We start from the raw sequence: 20,126 nt of genomic DNA on the forward strand, positions 1-20,126 counted from the left end.
AAAGTAGGGTGGGACATGTCGAGGTCTTCCGGGTGGGCAGTGTAGGAACTTCCATCTTCAGGGAGACCTCGACTCCTACACGGACAGCGACGCGCTCAACGGACTACACCCTCGTTCGAGAAGAGCCTCTAAAGCTCGGTACATCCGCATCGAGTGGCGCCCACAGACAAACAATGCGACGGAAGGCTCAGTTCATGGAGATGCTATTTAAGAACCTCGAGATCACGCCGGATTCAGTGAAGCTCCGAGCCGAGTATCAAGATACCGTCGACCTCCATTTCGATTTTGATCGTCGGTTAGAAGTGAGCAGCACGCAGGTGGCATTGGCTTTGACGACATTATGTGGGACAAAGTATGACGCGATCTCTTTCGACTTCGAGGTGGACGCGTCTGCGATGACTACTATATCTGTTGCGACCGGCGCTGAGGTAAGTGCCGTTCAAGCATCTGACTCCCCCCGCATAACGTCCGAAAGTGGTCATCTGCTTAGCTTTAGCGGCGGCTTTGATTCGCTTGCGGCCTGGAGAATGATGCCTGAAGATAGCCACCTCGTATCAATGGATTTCGGTGGCTGGTTCCAGCGCGAGTCAGAATTCTTTAGAAGCTTCGATACTCTCGTTGTTAAGACGAATGCTAGATCCGTTCCGACCCGGCGAACTCCCCTGACATTGAACCACTGGTCTTTCATGGCTCTGGGCGCGATTTTAACTGCTCAGCATTTCAATGCGAAGTATCATACATTCGGTCAAATCCTTGCCGAGTCCCTTTCACGCAACGCGAATAAGTCGTCGGCGCTACCGGTGCTCACCGAGCTCGGTTTCATTGATGCTGGCTACGCTAAAGGCCTTACAGAAGTTGGCACGGCTTCCGTGATCCTCCAGTCGGACCCTGGGATAGTTTCCAACTCGCTTAAGTCCCTGGCGGGACCCAAGGATCGGAAACTATTTCGTAAGGCCGCTCTTAGCGCGCTTGTCGCCGAAAAACTGGGCGTAACCGTAGCTCTTCCTGAATTATCTTTCGCGCGGTCTCCCCGCATAGATTATGGCGCAGATTATGCGACAACTCTCTCAGCGCTGTATTGCATCGCAAAGGGCGCGGATGAGAAGATTATCGACCTATTTGAGTCGGTCCCCACGGAAGCGTTCGACTTGGCGCGAGGCGTCAGCATGAATTTCATGGAAAAGCTCAACTGGGATTCGTACATGCAGTTCCCTGCACCCCTAAAAGGGGGCCTTTGGAATAAAATGCATCAATTTGGCCTAGAGCCCTACACCGAAAATGATTGGGACGAATTGAAAGCGGTACGCAACCATCTGGCAGAAGCGAGACTCGCTGCAAATTGATTCGGCCGACTGAGACAGTCTGTTAATTTCGCTGAGCAAACGCTGCGGTACTCCTGGAATCTCACCCGGGCTCTAGGCGGACGACTCGCCAGAGCATTCTTTAAATTTGCCGTGCGAGGTTGAGCGAGCCGCCGCCGGACGTTGGGCACACCTCGGCCGGGACTGCCGCGCGGATAGGTGACATCTGATCTGGCTTGCCCGCAGGGCGGCCTGGAAGGATGTGCACCATGCCCGCTCCTTACCCCCAGGAGTTCCGCGAAGATGTCGTGCGTGTGGCCCGGTCCCGTGAGGACGGCGTCACGATCGCGCAGATCGCGAAGGACTTCGGCGTCCACGAGATGACGCTACACAAATGGATCCGCCAAGCCGACATCGACGACGGCAACCGCCCAGGAAGGAGCCGGGAGGAGTCGACCGAATTGCGCGATGCCCGCAAACGGATCCGGCTGCTCGAGCAGGAGAACGAGGTCCTCCGCCGCGCCGCCGCCTACCACTCGCAGGCGAATCTGCCGGGAAAAGGTGGTACCCGCTCGTGAGCGAGCTCGCCGCTGACAACATTCCCGTCGCGGTGTCCCTGCGGGTCTTGAAGCTCTCCCGTCAGCCCTACTATCGCTGGCGGCACCAGCAGGTCACCACAGCCGAGCTGACCGAGGCCTACCGAGCAAACGCACTGTTGGACGCCCACCGCGACGACCCCGAGTTCGGCTACCGGTTCCTCGTCAGTGAAGCCGCAGAGTCCGGCGAGGTGATGTGTGAGCGGACGGCGTGGAGGATCTGCCGGGACAACCAGTGGTGGTCCGTGTTCGGAAAGAAGCGCGGCAAGAACGGGAAGCGCCCTGGACCGCCCGTCCATGACGACCTTGTGAAGCGGGACTTCTCCGCCGATGACGTCAACGAGCTGTGGCTGACCGACATCACCGAGCACTGGACCGACGAGGGCAAGTTCTATCTCTGCGCGATCAAGGATGTGTTCTCCGGCCGGATCGTGGGCTACTCGATGAGCGACCGGATGAAGGCTTGTCTCGCGGTGAATGCCCTGGACAACGCGGTATCTCGACGCCGTGACGCCGCCGGTTGCATCGTGCATTCGGATAGAGGCTCTCAGTTCCGGTCACGGAAGTTCGTGCACGCCCTGAACCGTCACCACCTCATCGGATCCATGGGCCAAGTCGGTGCTGCCGGCGATAACGCCGCGATGGAATCGTTCTTCGCACTGCTCCAGAAGAACGTCCTGGACCGCAAACGGTGGCGAACCCGAGAGGAGCTGCGGATCGCGATCATCACCTGGATCGAACGTGCCTACCACCGCCGTCGCCGACAGGCCCGCCTGGGCCGATTGACCCCCATCGAATACGAGACCATCATGAACCCGGCCGTGAGCCTCGCGGCCTGACACCCCAACTGTCACCTGTTCGTGCGGCAGTCCCCACTCACCGATGACGCCCGGCACGTGCTTGACGCATTGACACACTCAAAGGGTCCAACTCAGGTCAGAGACCGGCTACACCCTCAGCTGCGATGAGCCACCATTCCTGTTTGCTCCTTCCGCCACGTGCCCGATGCGCGCGCCGGAAGGAGCATGGGCAGGGTGGCCCCCGTGCACGTCATTGCTGGCCCCCGTCCGATATCCGAGCAGAAGCTGGCTGGCCCCCGACCCCGCTACCGATGGATCCCAGCGAAGCGAACATTACTCACCGTGTTCGGAAGCCAACGACTGTGAGTCGAAAACTAACCGCAGGGCAAGTCAATGTCACACCTGCCCGTGAACCAGTCCAGAGTGCCCCGCCTACGACACGAGGTCGAGCCCGATGTTCACAGCAGCGAGAAGTTTCCGTATGCGAGAAATTTCCCGAGCGTCTACGTCATTGGCTCTAAGGACAAAAGTATCCGCGAGTAGATCCTCAGCGAAAAGGACGGCCACGGCAAGCCGGCATCGAATCGCGACATGACCGCCTGAAGCTGCTGCATCGAAAACAAAGGCGTTAGAACCGAGTGCGATACCGTTGTGACTTCGGAGCGCACCATTCCACCGGGAAGCGGGGAGAACCGAAATGAACGGACCACTGCTGGAGACCCCGCTACCATCGAAATCTACCGAAACCCTACGACTACCTGTCGGGAGGGGCTTCGGGTAATATTCAAGCGGCGATGGCCGCACGTCAACGAACGACATGTCCCGCTCAATTGCGGATGCGGTGTTAGGCCCGACTTTGTGAGCAAGCTGCAGATCCCCACTGACCCAGTGGCCGAAAGCTAAGTAACTCGCAACCGCCTCCCTTTCCGCGTTAATCATCGCCGGGGCGTGGTCGATTAACAAGGCTGCCACTGGCGGGACGGCGTCGTATTCGTGCAGCTCAGTATGAAAACCGATGCGATTGTCATGTGTGCTGCTCCAAGATACCTTCATGACAACAGCCTTTCAGCGGAGACCCCGCAGATAATCCACGCGTCACTATTTATATCAACACCAGCGAAGGAGGCCTTCAAACTCACCCGGTCCAAACCGATGTGAGACTTGCGCGAGTAGGATCCCTCGGAAGTGTCATCTACGGGGCCATCCCCCTCGCGGCGCGAGATAACAAAGGTTTCGATGTCCGGATGGGCTCCAAGATAGTCGTCAACGACAATGTCCAGCCACGGTTCAGTATTAGTGGAGGCGGGGTCGTAGACAGTAGCCTGCAAATTACGTCCAAGCTTCGCAAGTTTTCCCATGTCTGCATATGTGGCATTCGAGACGTATAAGATCGATCGAAGTAGAGATGAGCCTCGGAACACCTGACGAAGCTCGACGGATCCATCGAAATCTGGGAGCGCGCCAATTTCTCCGGCCGGCTCGACCCACGCTTCGCGCTTGACGAGATGATCGGGAAGATAGGGGCGGGTACTCTCCTGGAAATCCTCCCTATCACCGATCTTCGGATACGCATTCAGCTTAGCCTCTTCGGCCAACTTATTTTTGTGCCAGGGTGTTAGATTGAACTGGAAGAATTGAACTGATTGCCTTGCTGCGTCTGACTGATTGGGCGCATCAGTAAGGGTAACCTGTCCGCTGTGCTGACGTCGAATAAGTACTGGTCGTCCGCAATGGGAAATTTTATAGCCACAGCGCAACAGGCGAAGGAAGAAGTTGTTGTCAATGCCGCTAGATATCGATTCATCGTAGCGGAGCAGCCGCATGACATCGGTCTGAATCAGCCACGTACCATGTCCTGGAGCACCACCTTTCTCCGCCGCCTGTGCAATTGAAGGAATCTTTGACACAATTAGATGGAGATCGCCCGACCCATCATCGAAGTTTACAAAGGAGCCGGCAGACCCTACATGGCCGACGGTGACGGACTCTAGCTGCCACTCGAGCCTCTGAGGCGGCATTAGATCATCGTCGTCCATCACGGCTGTGTAAAAGCCTCGACTATTATCCAACGCGAGGTTTCGCGCCGCCGAGATTCCAGCGGCATCTTGTCGGAAATATCGTATACGAGCGTCGTCGAACATCTCAACCACGCTCTTAATATCTGTTTCAGATCCGTCGTCGACGACCACAATTTCAAAGTCTTGAACGGTTTGCGCTAGCACTGACTGTATAGCTTCGATTAGGTAGCTTGGCCGATCTCTGGTCGCGATCGAAACCGTCACCAATGGGGTTGCCCATTCGGGCCGATGTCGCCACTGAACAACATTGCGAGTTATCGTCTTGTCGTGGTAAAGCACATTTCGGTTAAAGTCGACGGCGGCCTTTGCGGCTTCAGACTTCTCGACTATGCGCATTGTCGGCGGATGCCACATGTGGTACATCCGCACATTGGGATCTTCAATCCAAACGGTGCGGTAACCTGCTCGTCGCGCGCGCTGCGCAATATCTAAGTCCTCGCCACCGTAGGTGTGGAGTCGTTCGTCCAGCCCTCGAATCTTGAGATAGCCTTGACGGGAGATAGTCATTAGACCACCGATTCCCCAGCGGGGACGAAGCCTTCCTACTTGCTCCAGCAAATCCCAATTGACAGACGTCGTCTCAAAATATTCGTCCCCCATCGAAGGGGGTAGATCGCGGCACTGCAGAAAAAGTGCGCAATCTTCGGCTTCGCGTGCGGTTTCAATGATCCGTTCGAATGAGCCGGGAAGGAAAAGCATATCCGCATCGGTCGAAACCAACAGTGTTCCGTCGGCGATGGCGAATCCCGCGTTGAGGGCGCGTGAGGCGGACCAGACCGGATCACCGGCTGTGTAGACATACTTAGCCCCGATCTCCTCCGCGACCTGATGGGCAGGCCCAGGATCCTTACTGCCGTAGTCTGAAATTATCACCTCTCCAGAGTAGCTCCCGAACGAATTCATTACGCTTAGGGCGGATCTGCGGATACGATCGGCCCCCCAATCTCTGAAACCGATAATCACCGATGCGTCTGGGATATTCATCGAGTAGTTCCTTCGCTTAAGATGACCGATGTCCTGCCAGCTATAGTAGTCTCAAGAATGATTTCATCGATTATAGACTCGTCAATGCTTCGATTTCCCCACGGGCGGCAGGTCATTTCGACACGTGTCGCGTTAGCTGGTGAAGTAAAAGTCGGGAGGGCGAGAAGTCCCGGTTGGCTTTCCGGTAAATAGCGGAATGGCACTCCGAGGGAATCAGACCAGGAAAGAGCGGACGGTTTTGTTGAGACATTCACGTCGCCATCGAATTTGAAAAGGATCAAATATTCCTTCTTGCCTGTGGGGCGCGTCAACCGCAGGACGGGCTTAGCGGCGAACGAATCGTTAGGGAATTGGAATGTCCAGGTATCGGGCATTAGGGCCTCTTTCAAACAATGAGCAGGTTGTGCACGAGTTTACATCTCGGCTGGTGAACTTGCGCACGACTCCCAGTTTGGTTAAAGGTTGGGGCGCTGCGTGATGGGGGACAGGGTGGGGCGGCCGACGGTAACATAGGTGAAGCCTCTTCCGCTGAGACGGGACCTCGAATACAGGTTGCGACCGTCTACGACCAAGCGGCCTCGCATAAGCTCGGCCATCTTGTCGCCATCGACGGTCCTGAACTCCTCCCACTCAGTACAAATGGCAAGAGCATCCGCTCCTTCGATAGCGTCGTACTTCTCGTCGACGAGTACGAGGTCGACTTCACCGGCGAAACGCGCGCGCACGTTCTCCATGGCAACCGGGTCGTATGCGCGGATCTTTGCTCCGTTTTCGAGCAGGAAGGAGATTAGTTCTAGCGATGCCGCATCGCGAATATCGTCGGTTTTAGGCTTAAAGGAGAGTCCCCAGATTGCGATCGTCTTTCCATTGAGATCATTGAAGTGCGAGGATAATTTGGACCCAATAAATTGCTTCTGTCGCCGATTGACGACCTCGACGGCGTCTAAGATGGTCGGTTCATAGCCGGCTTCTCGGGCGCTCCAAGATAATGCGGCGACATCCTTAGGGAAGCAGGATCCGCCGTATCCCGCTCCGGGGTACAGGAACTGATAGCCAATTCGCGGGTCCGATCCGATGCCAATTCGAACTTGCTCGATGTCGGCCCCCGTTCGCTCGGCGATATTCGCCATCTCGTTTATGAAGCTAATTTTGGTGGCGAGCATTGCATTCGCTGCGTACTTCGTAAGCTCGGCCGACTTTATGTCCATAATGATCATTTTATCGTGTTGTCGGTTGTATGGTTCGTAGCACTCGCGCATTGCGCGTTCGACCTCGGCCGAGTCGGTGCCGATTACTATGCGAGCGCCATGTTTGAAGTCCTCTATCGCCGCGCCTTCTTTGAGGAACTCAGGGTTTGAGCAGACCCGTATCCTGTGGGTGACTCTCCGGCTCGCTAATTGTGAGTCGATCTCTCTCTGTACTTTTTCCGCAGTGCCAACCGGGACGGTGGATTTATCTACCACGACCAAATCATCTGTCGCTAGTTCCCCAATGGTGCGTGCCACTTGGAGAACGTAAGTCAGGTCGGCTGAACCGTCGGCCTTCTGGGGGGTGCCCACGGCAATATAGGCAATGTCGGCTCCTGCGAGCGCTTCGCTTGCATTTTGAGTGAAGTTCAGGCGGCCATGGTTCATGTTCGAAGTGATCATCTCTTCGAGCCCTGGTTCAAAAATGGGGATAGACCCCCTGTTGAGGTCCGCGACGCGCTGAGTGTTAGTGTCGACGCCGATCACTTCGTGACCGACGTCGGCGAAGCACGCGCCGGTCACTAAACCTACGTACCCGGATCCGAAGACTGCGATGCGCATGCACGGTCCTTTCAAGGAGATAACTTGCTATGTATGCATAGCCTAGTCTGTGTGGCCTGACCCCTTTGGTATGGCCCATGTGTTGTGAGTGTCGTCCTGGTGCCAGCGGTTGAGGGTGGGGAGGCTGTGCACATCATGTCGAACTGGGAGAGTCGCTCCCCGGAGAAGGCCGTCCGCAAGCTCGGGCTGCTCAGCGGTTCCTCGCGGACCGTGCGGACGTCGCGGTCAAGTCCTTGGAAGTGGGAGACTGCCGCGCTGATAGGTGACATTGATGACGCTCGCTGAAATTCCCCCAGTCGTGCTCACCGAGGTTCCCTGGATCGCCCCGTGGGAGGTGTATGGGTCCGATTGCGTGGTGAGCACGAGGTCAACAGCGCAAGCTCTGAGTTCATCGGTGTACTTCACGGGCATGAGGTGACATCTCGTTCTGCCAATCTCCATGCCTCTATTCTTTCCTGTACAGCTCATGACCTCATACAGCTAGTCGCAATGCCTCGACCACGCGCACGGCGGCCTGGCCGTCGCCGTAAGGATTACTGGCATTGGACATTTTCAGGTACGCCTCTGACGAATTTAAGAGCAACGAAACCTCATCCACGATTCGGCCCGTGTCTGCACCAATGAGTTTCACCGTGCCAGCCGCAAGCGCTTCCGGTCGTTCGGTGTTGTCGCGCATCACCAATACGGGTTTACCTAGACTCGGTGCTTCCTCTTGCAAGCCGCCGGAGTCTGTCAGCACGATGCTAGCCCGTGCAATCAGTAGCGCGAATTCGTCATAAGCTACCGGTTCGATCTGCAGCACATTTGTGCAATCTCTGATGACCGGAGCAATGATCTCACGGACGCGTGGATTCTTGTGTGCGGGCCACACGAAGACGACGTCCCGATATTTCTGCGCGAGTATTCTCAGCGCCTGACCGATTCTCTCCATGTTCGGACCAAGGTTCTCGCGACGATGGGCTGTAACTAGGACCACTCGAGCATCTGACGGTATTCTCGTGAGACTCGGATTGCTGAACGACTTCTTCTGGTTAACTGCCCACTTCAGGGCGTCGATCACAGTATTCCCCGTCACCGATACTGTGGCCTCGTCAATACCCTCCGCGAGGAGATTTCGCTTGGATTCTTCTGTGGGTGCCAAATGAATAGAAGCGAGCTGAGAGACGAGCTTACGATTAGCCTCTTCCGGGAACGGCGACCGAATGTCTCCGCTCCGGAGACCGGCTTCAAGGTGCACGACCGGAATTTCTCTGTTGAACGCGCTAATTGCGGCGGCCATCACGGTCGTCGTGTCACCTTGAACAAGTACCGCAGCGGGCTGTTCGCGCTCATACACCGCATCCATCTGTCTTATCACGTTCGATGCCAGCTGATTAAGTGTTTGCCCATGGGCCATCAGGTTCAGGTCCGAGTCGGGACGGATACTGAACATCTCGTTAACCTGGTCGAGCATCTCGCGATGCTGAGCCGTCACGACGGTGTAGACTCCGAGGTCCTCCACTGCTTCGAGCGCTCGGATAACAGGTGCCACTTTAATCGCTTCTGGCCGTGTTCCGTAGACGACCATCACGACTGGCCGGTCTGGGTTTTCAAACGTCATTAAGTGCTCTTTCCACGTGCGATCGTACATCGGTCGATATGTCTTCATAGTCGGAGTCGCGGTAGTGGTACGGGCCCATCCCCCACCGGTGCTCCGGGTCCATTCGAACATCAGCAGACGTTCTGCGAACTGTCGCTGTCGCCCATTGCTCTGCAAAGGCGGCATACCGCCGGTACCGCTGATTCTCGCGCTGGGACACTTCAATGATCGTCTCAGCGCGAGTGCGTCCTGGGCTGACGAGCCCCTTGACCGCGGTATCCAGCGAATCACCGCGAATGACCGAACGAGACATCTGCCGTGCACCTCGCTTGACGCGTCGCCCGACGGCTCCCGCGACGGATCGAATCCCTCGAGGGAGGCTCTGTCCGTCGGCTACCTCAGCCCACGCGATGTCAAGGAACACAACAGGCACGCCGAGCTCTGTCAACCGCTTTGCGACGGTCACAAATCCTCGCTTCCACAACTCGAAATGCTCGTCTGTGCCGAACTCGATCAGGCGTGCGCCCGCTGCCGGTCCCCAGACTTCGATGCCCACGTGGTGCGCCTCCACCGAGTTTGTGAGGAAGGCTCCCGAGGGGAACTCCCACACTCCGCGTCGCTCGTCGACGAGATCGAGAAGCAGCAGCGTCGCCCCCGGCTCGGACAGCCTGGCCACCACATCAGCCCCCCGGTCTCCTTCCAGCATGCGCTTCTGAAAATCGGAGCCGAGCCGATCAGAGGGAACTGCGACGTCAGACGCCGGAGACAGGGAGACGATCGCTGACTGCCGTGCCACATACGCACCTACCGCGATGTCGGGCATGTACTCGAGTGTGTCTCTACTGACGCATGATCCCCAGATGTCGATCCGAGGCTGGTTGTTCTGAGGTAGGGAGTCCTGGGGCAGCATGTCAATTCCTCAGAACGTCTCGAGCGCGACGCGGCTGCGGCACCTGTTCCAGTCGGACGTCATTCACGACGGGCAGCATGTCGGTTTCGAATGTGCGCTCGACCTGCTGCTCCAGCCCGGGCCACCTCGTCGGTGGGCGAAGGTACTCCTCGACTTCGGTCCTGCCACGCCGCGCGTGACGGGGATCGGTGTCTTTCAGGGCCTGATCGTTCACGACGCGAACCTCCTGCATCTCTCCCTCGTCGACAGCCTTCTCGAGGAGTGACTGCGCCGTCTCGTGCTCTCCCTGCGCAACATTCCACGACCACCAGCGGTACTTCTCCGCGACGTCTTCCGCGTTGCCGTCCATGATCACCTTGCCGTCATGCATCCAGATCGCGCGATCGCACATCTCCTGGATGACCTTCGCCGCGTGGTTCACGAGGAACACCGTTCCCGCTTCACTCAGCATCTCGTTCATCGCCTCTTCACTGCGTGCAGCGAACGTCGCGTCGCCCGTCGACAGCGCCTCGTCGATGAGAAGGATCTTCGGTCGTGCGGCGACCGCGATCGCGAAGCGAAGACGTGATGACATACCCGACGAGTAGCCGCCCATCGGCCGATTGATGGCGTCACCCAGTGCGGAGAGTCGCACCACCTCGTCCTTCACGCTCTCAGCCTGTTCCGGAGTCATGCCCATGGCCAGGCAGCCAAGGCGAACGTTCGCGGCTCCGGACAGGGCGGGTTGCAAGGCAGCGTTCACACCCAGCAGGGTTGGTTGGCGCTGTGCAAGGATACTTCCCTGATCCGGCCGCTCAACACCCGCGATCAGCCGCAGGAGCGTGGATTTGCCCGAGCCGTTTGCACCGATGACGCCGATGAACTCACCCTGGCGCGCCATGAGGGAGACGCCTCTCAGCGCTTCCACCTTCTCCATCTTCCCCATCTTGAGACGGTTGAGCACGCGCGCGGCACGATTGCGGCCCTTGGGCTCGGACGTGCGCACCGAGTAGCTCATGTGCACGTCTTCGACGACCACGGCAGGAGCATGGTAGGCCGTAGAATCACTGCGCCTTACCATACGACTCCTCCCCGCGGTAGAAGAACAGAAAACCGAAGATGACGAAAACGAAGGCCCAGCCTACTGCCAGCAACCACATCCACAGTGGCGAGTCCAGCCCGTAGAGGATGGAGTTCCGATAGATCTGCAGGTAGGAATACATCGGATTCACCTTCATGACCGCTTGGAGCGCAGGCTGGTCGACGAAGCGGTCGATCGAGAAGAATACGCCGGACGCGTAGAGCCAGAAGCGAGCGAAGACGCTTACGACATTGCTGATGTCGGGCACGATGTGTCCCAACCTCGCTAGAAAGAACGCGCATCCAAGGACAAACAGCGTTTGACACAGGAAAGCGGGAATCACCAGCACGACGCGCCACGTGAGGTTCTCGTCAGGAGGCAGGACGGACAGAACCACTGCGAGCACCAGGAACGTGGGCATGAAGTTCATGACTTCACGGACAACCACTGTAATCGGCAATGCGGCCCGCGGGAACGCGAACGCTCGGATCATCGCCTGTCCACTGCGGATCGCCTGGGTTCCACCTGTGACACAACGAATCGACAACTGGAAAAAGAACACGCCGATCATGAGGTATCCGACGAAGTTGTCGATACCCCTCGACGTGTTGAGGATCAGCCCGAAGATGACGTAGAAGCCCAGTCCCATGAGAAGGGGGTTGAGCACCAGCCAGCCGTACCCCAGCAGGTTCCGATTCGCGGTCCCGGCGACTTTCGACCGCGCTTCCTCGCGAATGAAGTACCTGCGACGCCAGAGCTGACGCAGATACGTGTCGAGCGGAGGACGGCGTCCGACTTGTCCAAGCGACCAGGAGGCTACCGCGACTGGCTCTTTCGAATCCGTGGAGGTCGACGTATTCGTCGTGCTCATACGTGACCGCCCTTCACTGGTACTCCCAGATCCTCATACATCCTCCGGTACCGCTCGCCCAACGCCGTCCATGTGCGGTTCTCCTCCACGAACCGGCGTGCCGCCGATCCCAATCGCTGCCGCTCATCGGGATCGTCCGCGAGCGCGACAAGCGTTCGTGTCAGATCTTCGACCTGCTCAGCTGCGAACACTTTACGCGCCTCTTTCGGCAGGGCTTCAGTTAGTGCCGGTAGATCGCTCACAACGACTGCCCGGCCAAGCCCACCTGCCTCTACTGGTTTCAGAGGAGTGATCTTACGGCACACGGCGACGTCCTTCCGCGGAACCGCGAAGATGTCCAAGGCGAGGACATACTCCTGCGCACGTTCGGGAAGCACCCGACCGGTGAAGACCGCTGCGTCTCCGAGCTTCGCTGCGCGTTCTTTCAAGGCAGGGAGCTCTGCTCCATCACCGACTATGAGGACCCGCAGGTCGACGCCTGAGCTTCGTGCGCAAATCACCGCGTCCACGAGCGTATCGAGACCCTCATAACTTACGATCGACGCGGCAGTCCCCACCCAAACTCCCCCGCGCGGCAGCCCCAAGGATTCGCGCACTGAGGCAGGGTCCTCACGCCAGTCTGCAGACAGCAGTCCCCCCGAAACGGAGTTGGGAGCAACCAGCATCCGGTTGCGGTCGACGCCTCTACCGGCCAGCTCGTCCGCCATGGTCAGTCCGAGTGTGAGCACCGCGTCAGCGCTGCGTGCGATGTCCGTCTCCCGCTGTCGGAAGAGTCGGAACCGCTCACTCCGGCGCGCCGCCAGTTCGTCGTTCTCGTCTCCACGTGAGGAGGCCCAAGTGTCCTCGAGAGAGCCTCGCACCTCGTAGATCCACGGGAGGCCGAGTTCACGCGCGGCGGCGCGCGCGACCAGTCCATTCGTGAAGTGAGTCGTCGTGTGGATGGCCTGCGCCCGGGAGCCGCGCGCAGTTCGCATGAGGAAGCTCGTCTGCTGCTCAAGGCGCTCGTCGAGTGTGTTCCCCAGTCTGGCGGGAATATCGAACAGGTAGTCGATGCCGTCGATCTGCACGCGATCTTGCAGGACGGGCCGTCCGATGTCTGTGGGATATCCGGTTCTGTCTGCACCCATCACCGGCACGCCCGCGTCCGCCACGGCAGTGAGTACAGCATGGGTGCGGAGTGTGTAGCCCGACTGAGTGTGTGGAAGCGAGTTCGTCAAGCAGAACAGGACTGATGCGTGCGGCAGGCCCCGCGGTGTCGGTGCGGCTCCGTCGGCGGATGTCTTGGGCTCCCACTCCGGTTGGAACACTCGCAGCTCTGCGGCGAGGCGGTCCTTCATCCTGCCGGCAGGAGCGCTGGCGACCGCATCGCTCATGCGACCCTCGTGCCATCGGATGCGCGCTTCCAACAGCTGGCCTCCGTGCGTTCCCGCGACGTCTCCTGCGCGTTCGATCGCTGTACGCCTGTCACCCATCGAAAGCGCCAGCTCACCCAGAACGCGCGACTGGAACCGACCAGCCGGGCGAGCCGTCGCGTACTCGCGCGCACGGCTCACGTCACCGGTCAACCAGCTCGCAGCGGCCGCTGCGGCGGTCCCCGGGACCACAGCCAACAGCGCTCCTGCTACGCGCGAGGCACCGGCTGGAAGCCGCCTGAAAATCTGGATGCCGAAGACCACCGGATCGTGGGTCGCATGATCAGCGACGACACGGCACAGTGTGATCACCTGCCGGGCGAGAATCGGAGTGCTCATCTGCGCACCTCTTCGAGCAGGTTGAGATACGTGGCCGCTGCGGCCCTGGGCGAGGCATGGTCTCGCAGCCATGCGAGCGGGCGATCGTCGACCAGGGTCGAGTCCGGATCGTCCCGAAGAGCAGTGAGCAGTCGACGAAGTTGGCCCGCATCACCGGGATGAGACACAGACCCTCCGCTGGACGTGCGAATCATCGAAGCCGCCTCACCCGCCACGACTCCCGTGACGTGTACCCGCCGAGCCATCACAGAGACGAGCTTGGATGGCACAGTGCGTTCGAAGGAGGGAACGTCCGCCAAACTGACGAGCCCTGTGTGCGCCCACGCCCAGTGCGATTCCAGTGCTGCTCCGGTCGTCTGCGGGAAGAACTCGATCCGATCAGTCAGAGTCGACGCAAGGCCGCGCAGCTCCTCCCACTGTGCACCGGCACCCACGATCCTCAAGTGCACGCCGGTGACATCCGCGACCGCACGGACCACCGACTCCAGGTCCTGAGAGCGTCCGACGGTCCCGACGTAGAGGATGTGAAGATCGGTCCCGACGCGGCGCCGCGCTGCGCGGGGGGGCCATGCGCTCACGTCGCTTGTGTTGCGCACGACGGTGACCGGTGGCATATCGCGTCCGCGCAGTGCGGCGGCGAAGGACTCTGTCGTCGCCACGAGCGCATCCGCGCTGCGCAGTGCACTGTGGAAGACGGCGGGAAGAGCACTCGATTCCAGCCACTGGGCAGCGCCTGCCGGCAGCTGGCCTCCGAGGGCGCGGCGCACCAACGAGGAATCCGCGATGAGATCGGGCCAGGCATCTCGAACCTCCGCGATATGCGGTATCCGCAGAGCGGAGGCCACTGCCGATGCGACGAACGGCATCGGCAACCCCGGTGTCGTCGAGATGAGGACGTCCGGACGGACACCCCGCATCGTCACCGCAGCGAGAGCAGATGCGAGCGAGGACACCGACTGGTCGATCAGTTGGCCGGGAATGGTGCCCGACGACGGGACGTACGGCACACGGAGAACCGTCTCACCCTGCCTGCCATCGGTCCATCGCCACACCGGCGGGCGCTCCACGGCGAGAGCGTCCGCCCGGCGATGCGGATAGTGCGCAATGGGAGCACACACTGCGACCTCATGACCGTGTTCGACGAACTCTCGCACCAGTCCACGCCAGCGGCGCTGCGGGGCGCCGATTTCAGGCTCGTAGTAGTGGGTGAACAAGAGTATTCTCACGCGGGCTTCCGACTCTGACGCCGACTGACGATGGTGGGCATGGCCGCGTAGCCGATGATTACACCGGACCACACGGCTACTGCGATCAACGGATCGTATACCGGCGCTGCGAAGAGAACTGGCAGTGCCGCGGCAACGCAGACGCCAGTGGCGAGCAGGTGCACTGCCGACACCTGCTCGTGGGACAGACCCGCGGTCTGCAGCTTCTGGTAGATGTGCGAGCGATGTGCTGTGAAGAGGTTCTCCCCGCGATAGATGCGCCTCCCCAGGGTGTACAGAACGTCGAACATCGGGATCACGAAGGGCGCAAGCAGTGCCGTCACCGGCGCTCCGTCGCTCCACAGCACCCAGGCCCCCACGCTGAGGAACCCACCGATCGCATAGCTGCCGACGTCCCCGAGGAACGAGCGGGCGGGCGTCGCATTCAACGGCAGGAAACCGGCGAGCGCAGCAGTCAAGGCAATGGTGGCGATCGCGAGCAGTTCGCTGCCGACCCCCAGACCCAGCACTCCGAACCACAGCCCAGTCCCAGCACCCCACGCCGGGACGAGGGTGTTCAGGCCATCCATGAAGTTCGTTCCGTTGACGACGACGATGATGCTCAGGACGACCGCCACTGTGGCGAACACCCCGACTCCCGTCACCATCAGAACGGCTACGGCGAACGCGCCTGCCAGGACCACCTGAGTCACGAGACGACTCACAGCCGACAGGGAATTGAGATCGTCGATCAGACCCACTAGTCCGAACAGGGCTGCCGCCGCGAGCGGCAGCAGCGAACGGATGACTTCAGATCCTGGCTCCACCCCTTGGGCGGAGACCGCTTGCGCGACCAGGGCTGTGGCACACCCGGCCACGAGACCCGCGAACACCGCGATGCCCCCACCGCGGGCAACGGGCTCATCGTGCGATGACCGTGCTGTGGGATGGTCCAGGACTCCTCGTCGCTGCAGGATCGGAATCACCGCGAAGCGAGCCGACAGGTACGACACCGCGGCAGCCAACGCGCATGCAAGAGCAATGATCAGCATCATGAGGCGGAGCCCTTCTCCCCCGCCTCATCGAGTATCGCTGCGATATTCACAGGGGCAGTACTACTAGACGGTTCGGTCGCGGGGCGCTTCCCAGCGTGACCGTTCTGCGTCGACCCGGGTAAGTCTCGAGTGCTGCCTGGCGCGCCGACGATTCGACGCAGCCCCTCGACGAGTTCCCGATTCCGTCTGTGACCGGAGATGCGAGCGCTCACAATCAGTCCGCGTACACGAGCGAGGTCCACAGGGGGTACGGAGACCTGCGAGATCAGCGGATGGTTCGGACGCACGTCGGTCTCCGATGCGCTCAACCGCGCCTCTTCGAGCTTCTCGCCCTCCCGCAGCCCCGTGTAGCAGATCTCCACATCGTCACGGCCACTCAGCGCGATCACGCGCCGCGCCAGATCCTCGATCCGCACCGGCTCTCCCATGTCGAGCACCAGAGTCTCGCCCGGATGCCCGATGGCTCCCGCTTGGAGAACGAGCTCGCACGCTTCATCGGCAGACATGAAGTAGCGCTTGACGCCCGGCGCGGTGACAGTGACCGGTCCGCCGGCCTGCGCTTGGGCGACGAAGGTGCCCAGGACAGATCCCCGCGAACCCAGGACGTTGCCGAACCGCACAGACATGTACGACAGGCCGGTCTCCGCCGCTACCGCGGCGATCGACCTCTCAGTCAGGTACTTCGACCCGCCGAGCACCGACGTCGGATCCGCGGCCTTGTCCGTCGAGATGTGCACGAACTGCGGGACCCCCGTCTCCACCGCGGCGTCGAGGAGGCTCATGCTGGCACCGACGTTCGTCATGATCGCTTCGTCCGGGAAGCGCTCCAGGAACGTGAGGTGTTTCAGCGCTGCCGCGTGGAATATGATGTCCGGCTTCACTTCGGCGACCAGTGAGCGGACGAATCCGGAGTCCCGCAGATCGCCCAGCACCAGATCGTCGCTGGTCAGCATCGCTGACCCCTCCAGCACCAGCTGAGTCGTGTGGAGGCCCGACTCGTCCCGGTCCGTCATCACCACACGACCGGGTGCGAAGCGGGCGAGCTGCTTGCACAGGTGGGACCCGATCGAACCACCGGCACCGGTCACGAGGATGGTCTTCCCATCCAGGTAGCCCGCGATCCCCTGGACGTCGGTGGAGATGGGGCTCCTGCCGATCAGGTCATCGATCTCGATCGGTCGGAACGAGGCGGGTCTGGTCGCGATGGCGGACCCTGCGGAGGCTCCTCGCTCCCGCAGGTCGTACACATCGAGTTCGGGCAGGACCCTCACCTCTGCGCCTGCCTGCTTCGTCGTCTCGACTATGAGGTCCAACTGCTCAGGCGGCAGTCCTCGAATGGCGATGATCACGACGTCGACGGGCTTCTCCTCGAGCACACGGGGCAGATCGTCCAGTGCTCCGAGCAGTCGGGCGCCTTGGATGCGGAGATATCGCTTGCTGGGGTCGTCGTCGAGGAAGCCCACCGCCACGTGCTCGCTCTGCGGGTCATCGGTGATGAGCCTGTACGCGGTGAGGCCGTGACTGCCCGCGCCGACGATCAGGGCACGTTTGCTGATTCCACCGCGAGTGTGTCTGAGAGCACGCAGGCGACTGCGCAACCACTCACTCAGACCGACGACGACGATCGCCAGCGCAGAGGCAGTGACCGGGACGCTCGTCGGCACGAACACCGAGTCCCTCGAGAACGCATTGAGAATGTACATGCCCGCGCTGGCGAGCGCGAGGACGCCTCCGACGGCTATGAGTTCGTCTCCGGACCCCTTCCAGAATCGCCCACGGTAGACGAAGGCCGGGCCCAGTACGAGGAAAGCCGCCAGACCCACTGCCGAGCACAGACCGATGCCCAGGAAGTTCGGTTCCGACAGTGAGAAGTCGTAGCGCACGAGGGAGGCCAGCCAGATGCATGCGGCGTAGATCAGCCCGGCATTCAGGGAGCGCAGGAACGCGGCCGTCAGCGCTCCGTTCGTCGTCCGCGATCGCAGCGGGGCACGCGATGAGTCAGTCTCAGATGAGGTCATCGTCGTCTGTACCGTGCACGCCTTTCATCCGCGGTCACTCAACTGCTGGGCCAGGGTTTCCTGTGAAGGAGGGGCTCGATCGTTGTGAGTATAGTTAAAGTATTCTCACTATTGGAATTGAGCCGTCATGACACTCTACGCGTGCAGCGACACACTACTGCGCGCGTTCTCACGTCGCCCACGAACGGAGATGGTCCTTGAAGTTTCGCCGGCTCGTCCGGAACGCACGCACCGGAGCTTGGCATCTGCGCAAGGGCGGCCTCAACCAGTTCCGCCGATGGCAACAGCGGCAGGGAACGGAATCACGGAACCCCAGGATCTCCGAAGCCGCGTCACTGCTGGAGCGCTATCCGTCCTTTGAAGCGGCTCAGCGGACCCCCGTATTCGCATCTGTGCGGGTGGGAGTCATCCTCGACGACTTCTCCGCACTCGCCTTCGCCTATGAATGGGACACGGTCCCTCTGTCCCGCAAGGGTTGGCGCGAAGAGCTCCAGAGTCTGGATTTCGTCTTCGTCGAATCGGCGTGGAACGGCAATCAGGGGCAGTGGAAGTATCAGCTGACTGGTGAGAGCGGACTCAAAGCCGATGCACGTGAGCTGCTCGCGACATGCCGCGAGCAGGGCATCCCCACAGTGTTCTGGAACAAGGAGGACCCGCCGCACTTCGCGGACTTCCTCGAGGCAGCCTCCCTGTGCGACCACGTCTTCACCAGTGACAGTCGGCTCATCGACGACTATCGGACGCAGCTGGGACACGACCGGGTGGCAGCGCTTTCATTCGCAGCGCAGCCCGCGATTCACAACCCGGTGCGGCCCGCCGGTCCACGCCGTGAAGCAGGCGCGGCATTCGCGGGGATGTACTTCGCGCACAAGTACCCGGAGCGCCGCGAACAGATGGACTGGCTCCTGGGCGGAGCGGCGGACGCCGCGCACAAGGCCCAGGAGCGCTTCACGATCTTCTCCCGCCAGCACGGCGGAGACGAGAAGTACCAGTTCGCCGGCGAACTCGCTGCCCACGTGGTCGGCTCGCTCCCCTACGACCGGATGCCGAACGCGTACAAGGACTTCGCCGCCTTCCTCAACGTCAACTCCGTCGTCGACTCCCCCAGCATGTGCGCTCGCAGGATCTTCGAGATCACGGCGAGCGGCACACCCGTCGTCAGCGCCCCCAGCGCGGCAACCCGCAGGTTCTTCCCCGTCGACGAGGTCTTCCAACCGGCTGACCGGACAGAAGCCGCACACACAGTCCGCGCCCTGATGCGCAGCCCCGAGCTCCGCGATCGGTCCGTGCACCTGGCCCAGCGACGCATCTGGGGCGAGTACACGTACTCACACCGCGCCATGGAGATCATGGACGTGCTGAGCGTCCCCTACGACGACCCCACCGTCGCCACGGCCACGGTCATCGTCTCCACGAATCGCCCTCACCAGGTCGATCACGTGCTCGACTCCGTCGCGAAGCAGACCGGGGTCGACGTGCAACTGTCCCTCGTCACTCACGGGTTCGAGCTCGTCGAAGACGACGTGCGGTCACGTGCTGGCAGCATGGGTTTGGACGATGTGATCCTCCGTGCCGCGCCGTCCTCCCTCAGTCTGGGCGAGTGTCTGAACCTCGCGATCGACAGTGCAGACGGTGACGTGATCGCCAAGTTCGACGACGATGATCACTACGGCGCGCACTACCTGCTCGACCAGATCCACGCTCTCCGCTACTCAGCAGCAGACCTTGTGGGCAAGCAGGCCCACTACATGCACCTCGAAGGCAGCGGGGCGCTGCTCCTGCGCTTCCCTGAACGCGAGCACAAATACACGAACTTGGTGATGGGGCCGACGATGGTGGGTTCACGCGCGGCCTTCACAGAGGTCGGCTTCAACCCGATCACCCGCGGCGAAGACACCACATTCCTCAGAGACCTCACCGCCTCCGGTGGTGTGGTCTATTCTGCCGACCGCTTCAATTTCGTGCAGGTCCGTACGCAGGACGGGGCCCACACCTGGACCGTCGAACAGCCCGAACTGCTCGCCAACAGCGTGGTCCACGGCTTCGGCCTCGCCCCGGAACACCACTTCTTCTGAGCCGGTCCGCCGACTCATGATGCACGCCCCGCAGA

13 protein-coding genes are annotated in these 20,126 nt (G+C 60.6%); 3 read left to right on the forward strand and 10 right to left on the reverse strand.

All coding sequences use genetic code 11. The features are described 5' to 3' along the window. Positions 1–194: 194 nt before the first annotated feature. On the forward strand, positions 195–1,343 hold the full coding sequence (locus BSP109_RS17030; protein ID WP_146001177.1) for a hypothetical protein: 1,149 nt from the start codon (positions 195–197) through the stop codon (positions 1,341–1,343). Positions 1,344–1,570: 227 nt separating this feature from the next. Then, positions 1,571–2,736, forward strand: a protein-coding gene (locus tag BSP109_RS14365) for an IS3 family transposase (RefSeq protein ID WP_101601540.1) whose coding sequence is annotated in 2 segments (ribosomal slippage) — positions 1,571–1,834 and positions 1,837–2,736 — 1,164 coding nt in all. Because the reading frame shifts where the segments join, the coding sequence is not laid out codon by codon here. Between the two features lie 1,010 nt (positions 2,737–3,746). Here the strand turns inward: BSP109_RS14365 and BSP109_RS14370 are convergent. The 10 genes from BSP109_RS14370 to BSP109_RS14415 form a co-directional block, all read right to left on the reverse strand. After that, entirely contained in the window at positions 3,747–5,759 is a 2,013-nt protein-coding gene (locus tag BSP109_RS14370) for a glycosyltransferase (RefSeq protein WP_101601541.1), read from the reverse strand. Between the two features lie 455 nt (positions 5,760–6,214). Then, on the reverse strand, positions 6,215–7,567 hold the full coding sequence (locus tag BSP109_RS14375) for a UDP-glucose/GDP-mannose dehydrogenase family protein (RefSeq protein WP_101601543.1): 1,353 nt from the start codon (positions 7,565–7,567) through the stop codon (positions 6,215–6,217). A gap of 472 nt (positions 7,568–8,039) precedes the next feature. Then, entirely contained in the window at positions 8,040–9,215 is a 1,176-nt protein-coding gene (gene wecB / locus BSP109_RS14380) for a non-hydrolyzing UDP-N-acetylglucosamine 2-epimerase (protein ID WP_308297919.1), read from the reverse strand. Continuing rightward, positions 9,157–10,056 (reverse strand): DUF6270 domain-containing protein, encoded by a 900-nt coding sequence (locus BSP109_RS14385; protein ID WP_101601546.1) that lies wholly within the window; start codon positions 10,054–10,056, stop codon positions 9,157–9,159. The genes wecB and BSP109_RS14385 overlap by 59 nt, the downstream gene beginning before the upstream one ends. 1 nt (position 10,057) lies before the next feature. Beyond that, positions 10,058–11,074 (reverse strand): ABC transporter ATP-binding protein, encoded by a 1,017-nt coding sequence (locus tag BSP109_RS14390; RefSeq protein WP_257944718.1) that lies wholly within the window; start codon positions 11,072–11,074, stop codon positions 10,058–10,060. 25 nt (positions 11,075–11,099) lie between these two features. After that, entirely contained in the window at positions 11,100–11,987 is an 888-nt protein-coding gene (locus BSP109_RS14395; RefSeq protein ID WP_101601550.1) for an ABC transporter permease, read from the reverse strand. Continuing rightward, positions 11,984–13,738 carry a glycosyltransferase family 4 protein gene (locus BSP109_RS14400; RefSeq protein ID WP_180959765.1) on the reverse strand — a complete coding sequence of 585 codons (1,755 nt, stop codon included), beginning with the start codon at positions 13,736–13,738 and terminating at the stop codon, positions 11,984–11,986. Before BSP109_RS14400 ends, BSP109_RS14395 begins: the two co-directional genes overlap by 4 nt. Continuing rightward, complete coding sequence (locus BSP109_RS14405) at positions 13,735–15,036, reverse strand: glycosyltransferase family 4 protein (RefSeq protein ID WP_308297920.1); 1,302 nt, start codon at positions 15,034–15,036, stop codon at positions 13,735–13,737. Before BSP109_RS14405 ends, BSP109_RS14400 begins: the two co-directional genes overlap by 4 nt. After that, a complete protein-coding gene (locus BSP109_RS14410) occupies positions 14,961–15,998 on the reverse strand; it encodes a glycosyltransferase family 4 protein (RefSeq protein WP_101601554.1) in 1,038 nt (345 codons plus the stop codon). The genes BSP109_RS14405 and BSP109_RS14410 overlap by 76 nt, the downstream gene beginning before the upstream one ends. After that, positions 15,995–18,016: a polysaccharide biosynthesis protein gene (locus BSP109_RS14415; RefSeq protein ID WP_101601556.1), complete on the reverse strand. Its 2,022-nt coding sequence runs from the start codon at positions 18,014–18,016 to the stop codon at positions 15,995–15,997. The genes BSP109_RS14410 and BSP109_RS14415 overlap by 4 nt, the downstream gene beginning before the upstream one ends. A gap of 197 nt (positions 18,017–18,213) precedes the next feature. Between BSP109_RS14415 and BSP109_RS14420 the strand changes: the two genes are divergently transcribed. After that, complete coding sequence (locus BSP109_RS14420; RefSeq protein ID WP_101601558.1) at positions 18,214–20,091, forward strand: glycosyltransferase; 1,878 nt, start codon at positions 18,214–18,216, stop codon at positions 20,089–20,091. Positions 20,092–20,126: the final 35 nt, after the last annotated feature.

This window comes from Brevibacterium sp. Mu109 (genome assembly GCF_900169375.1).
Taxonomy (GTDB): domain Bacteria; phylum Actinomycetota; class Actinomycetes; order Actinomycetales; family Brevibacteriaceae; genus Brevibacterium; species Brevibacterium yomogidense_A.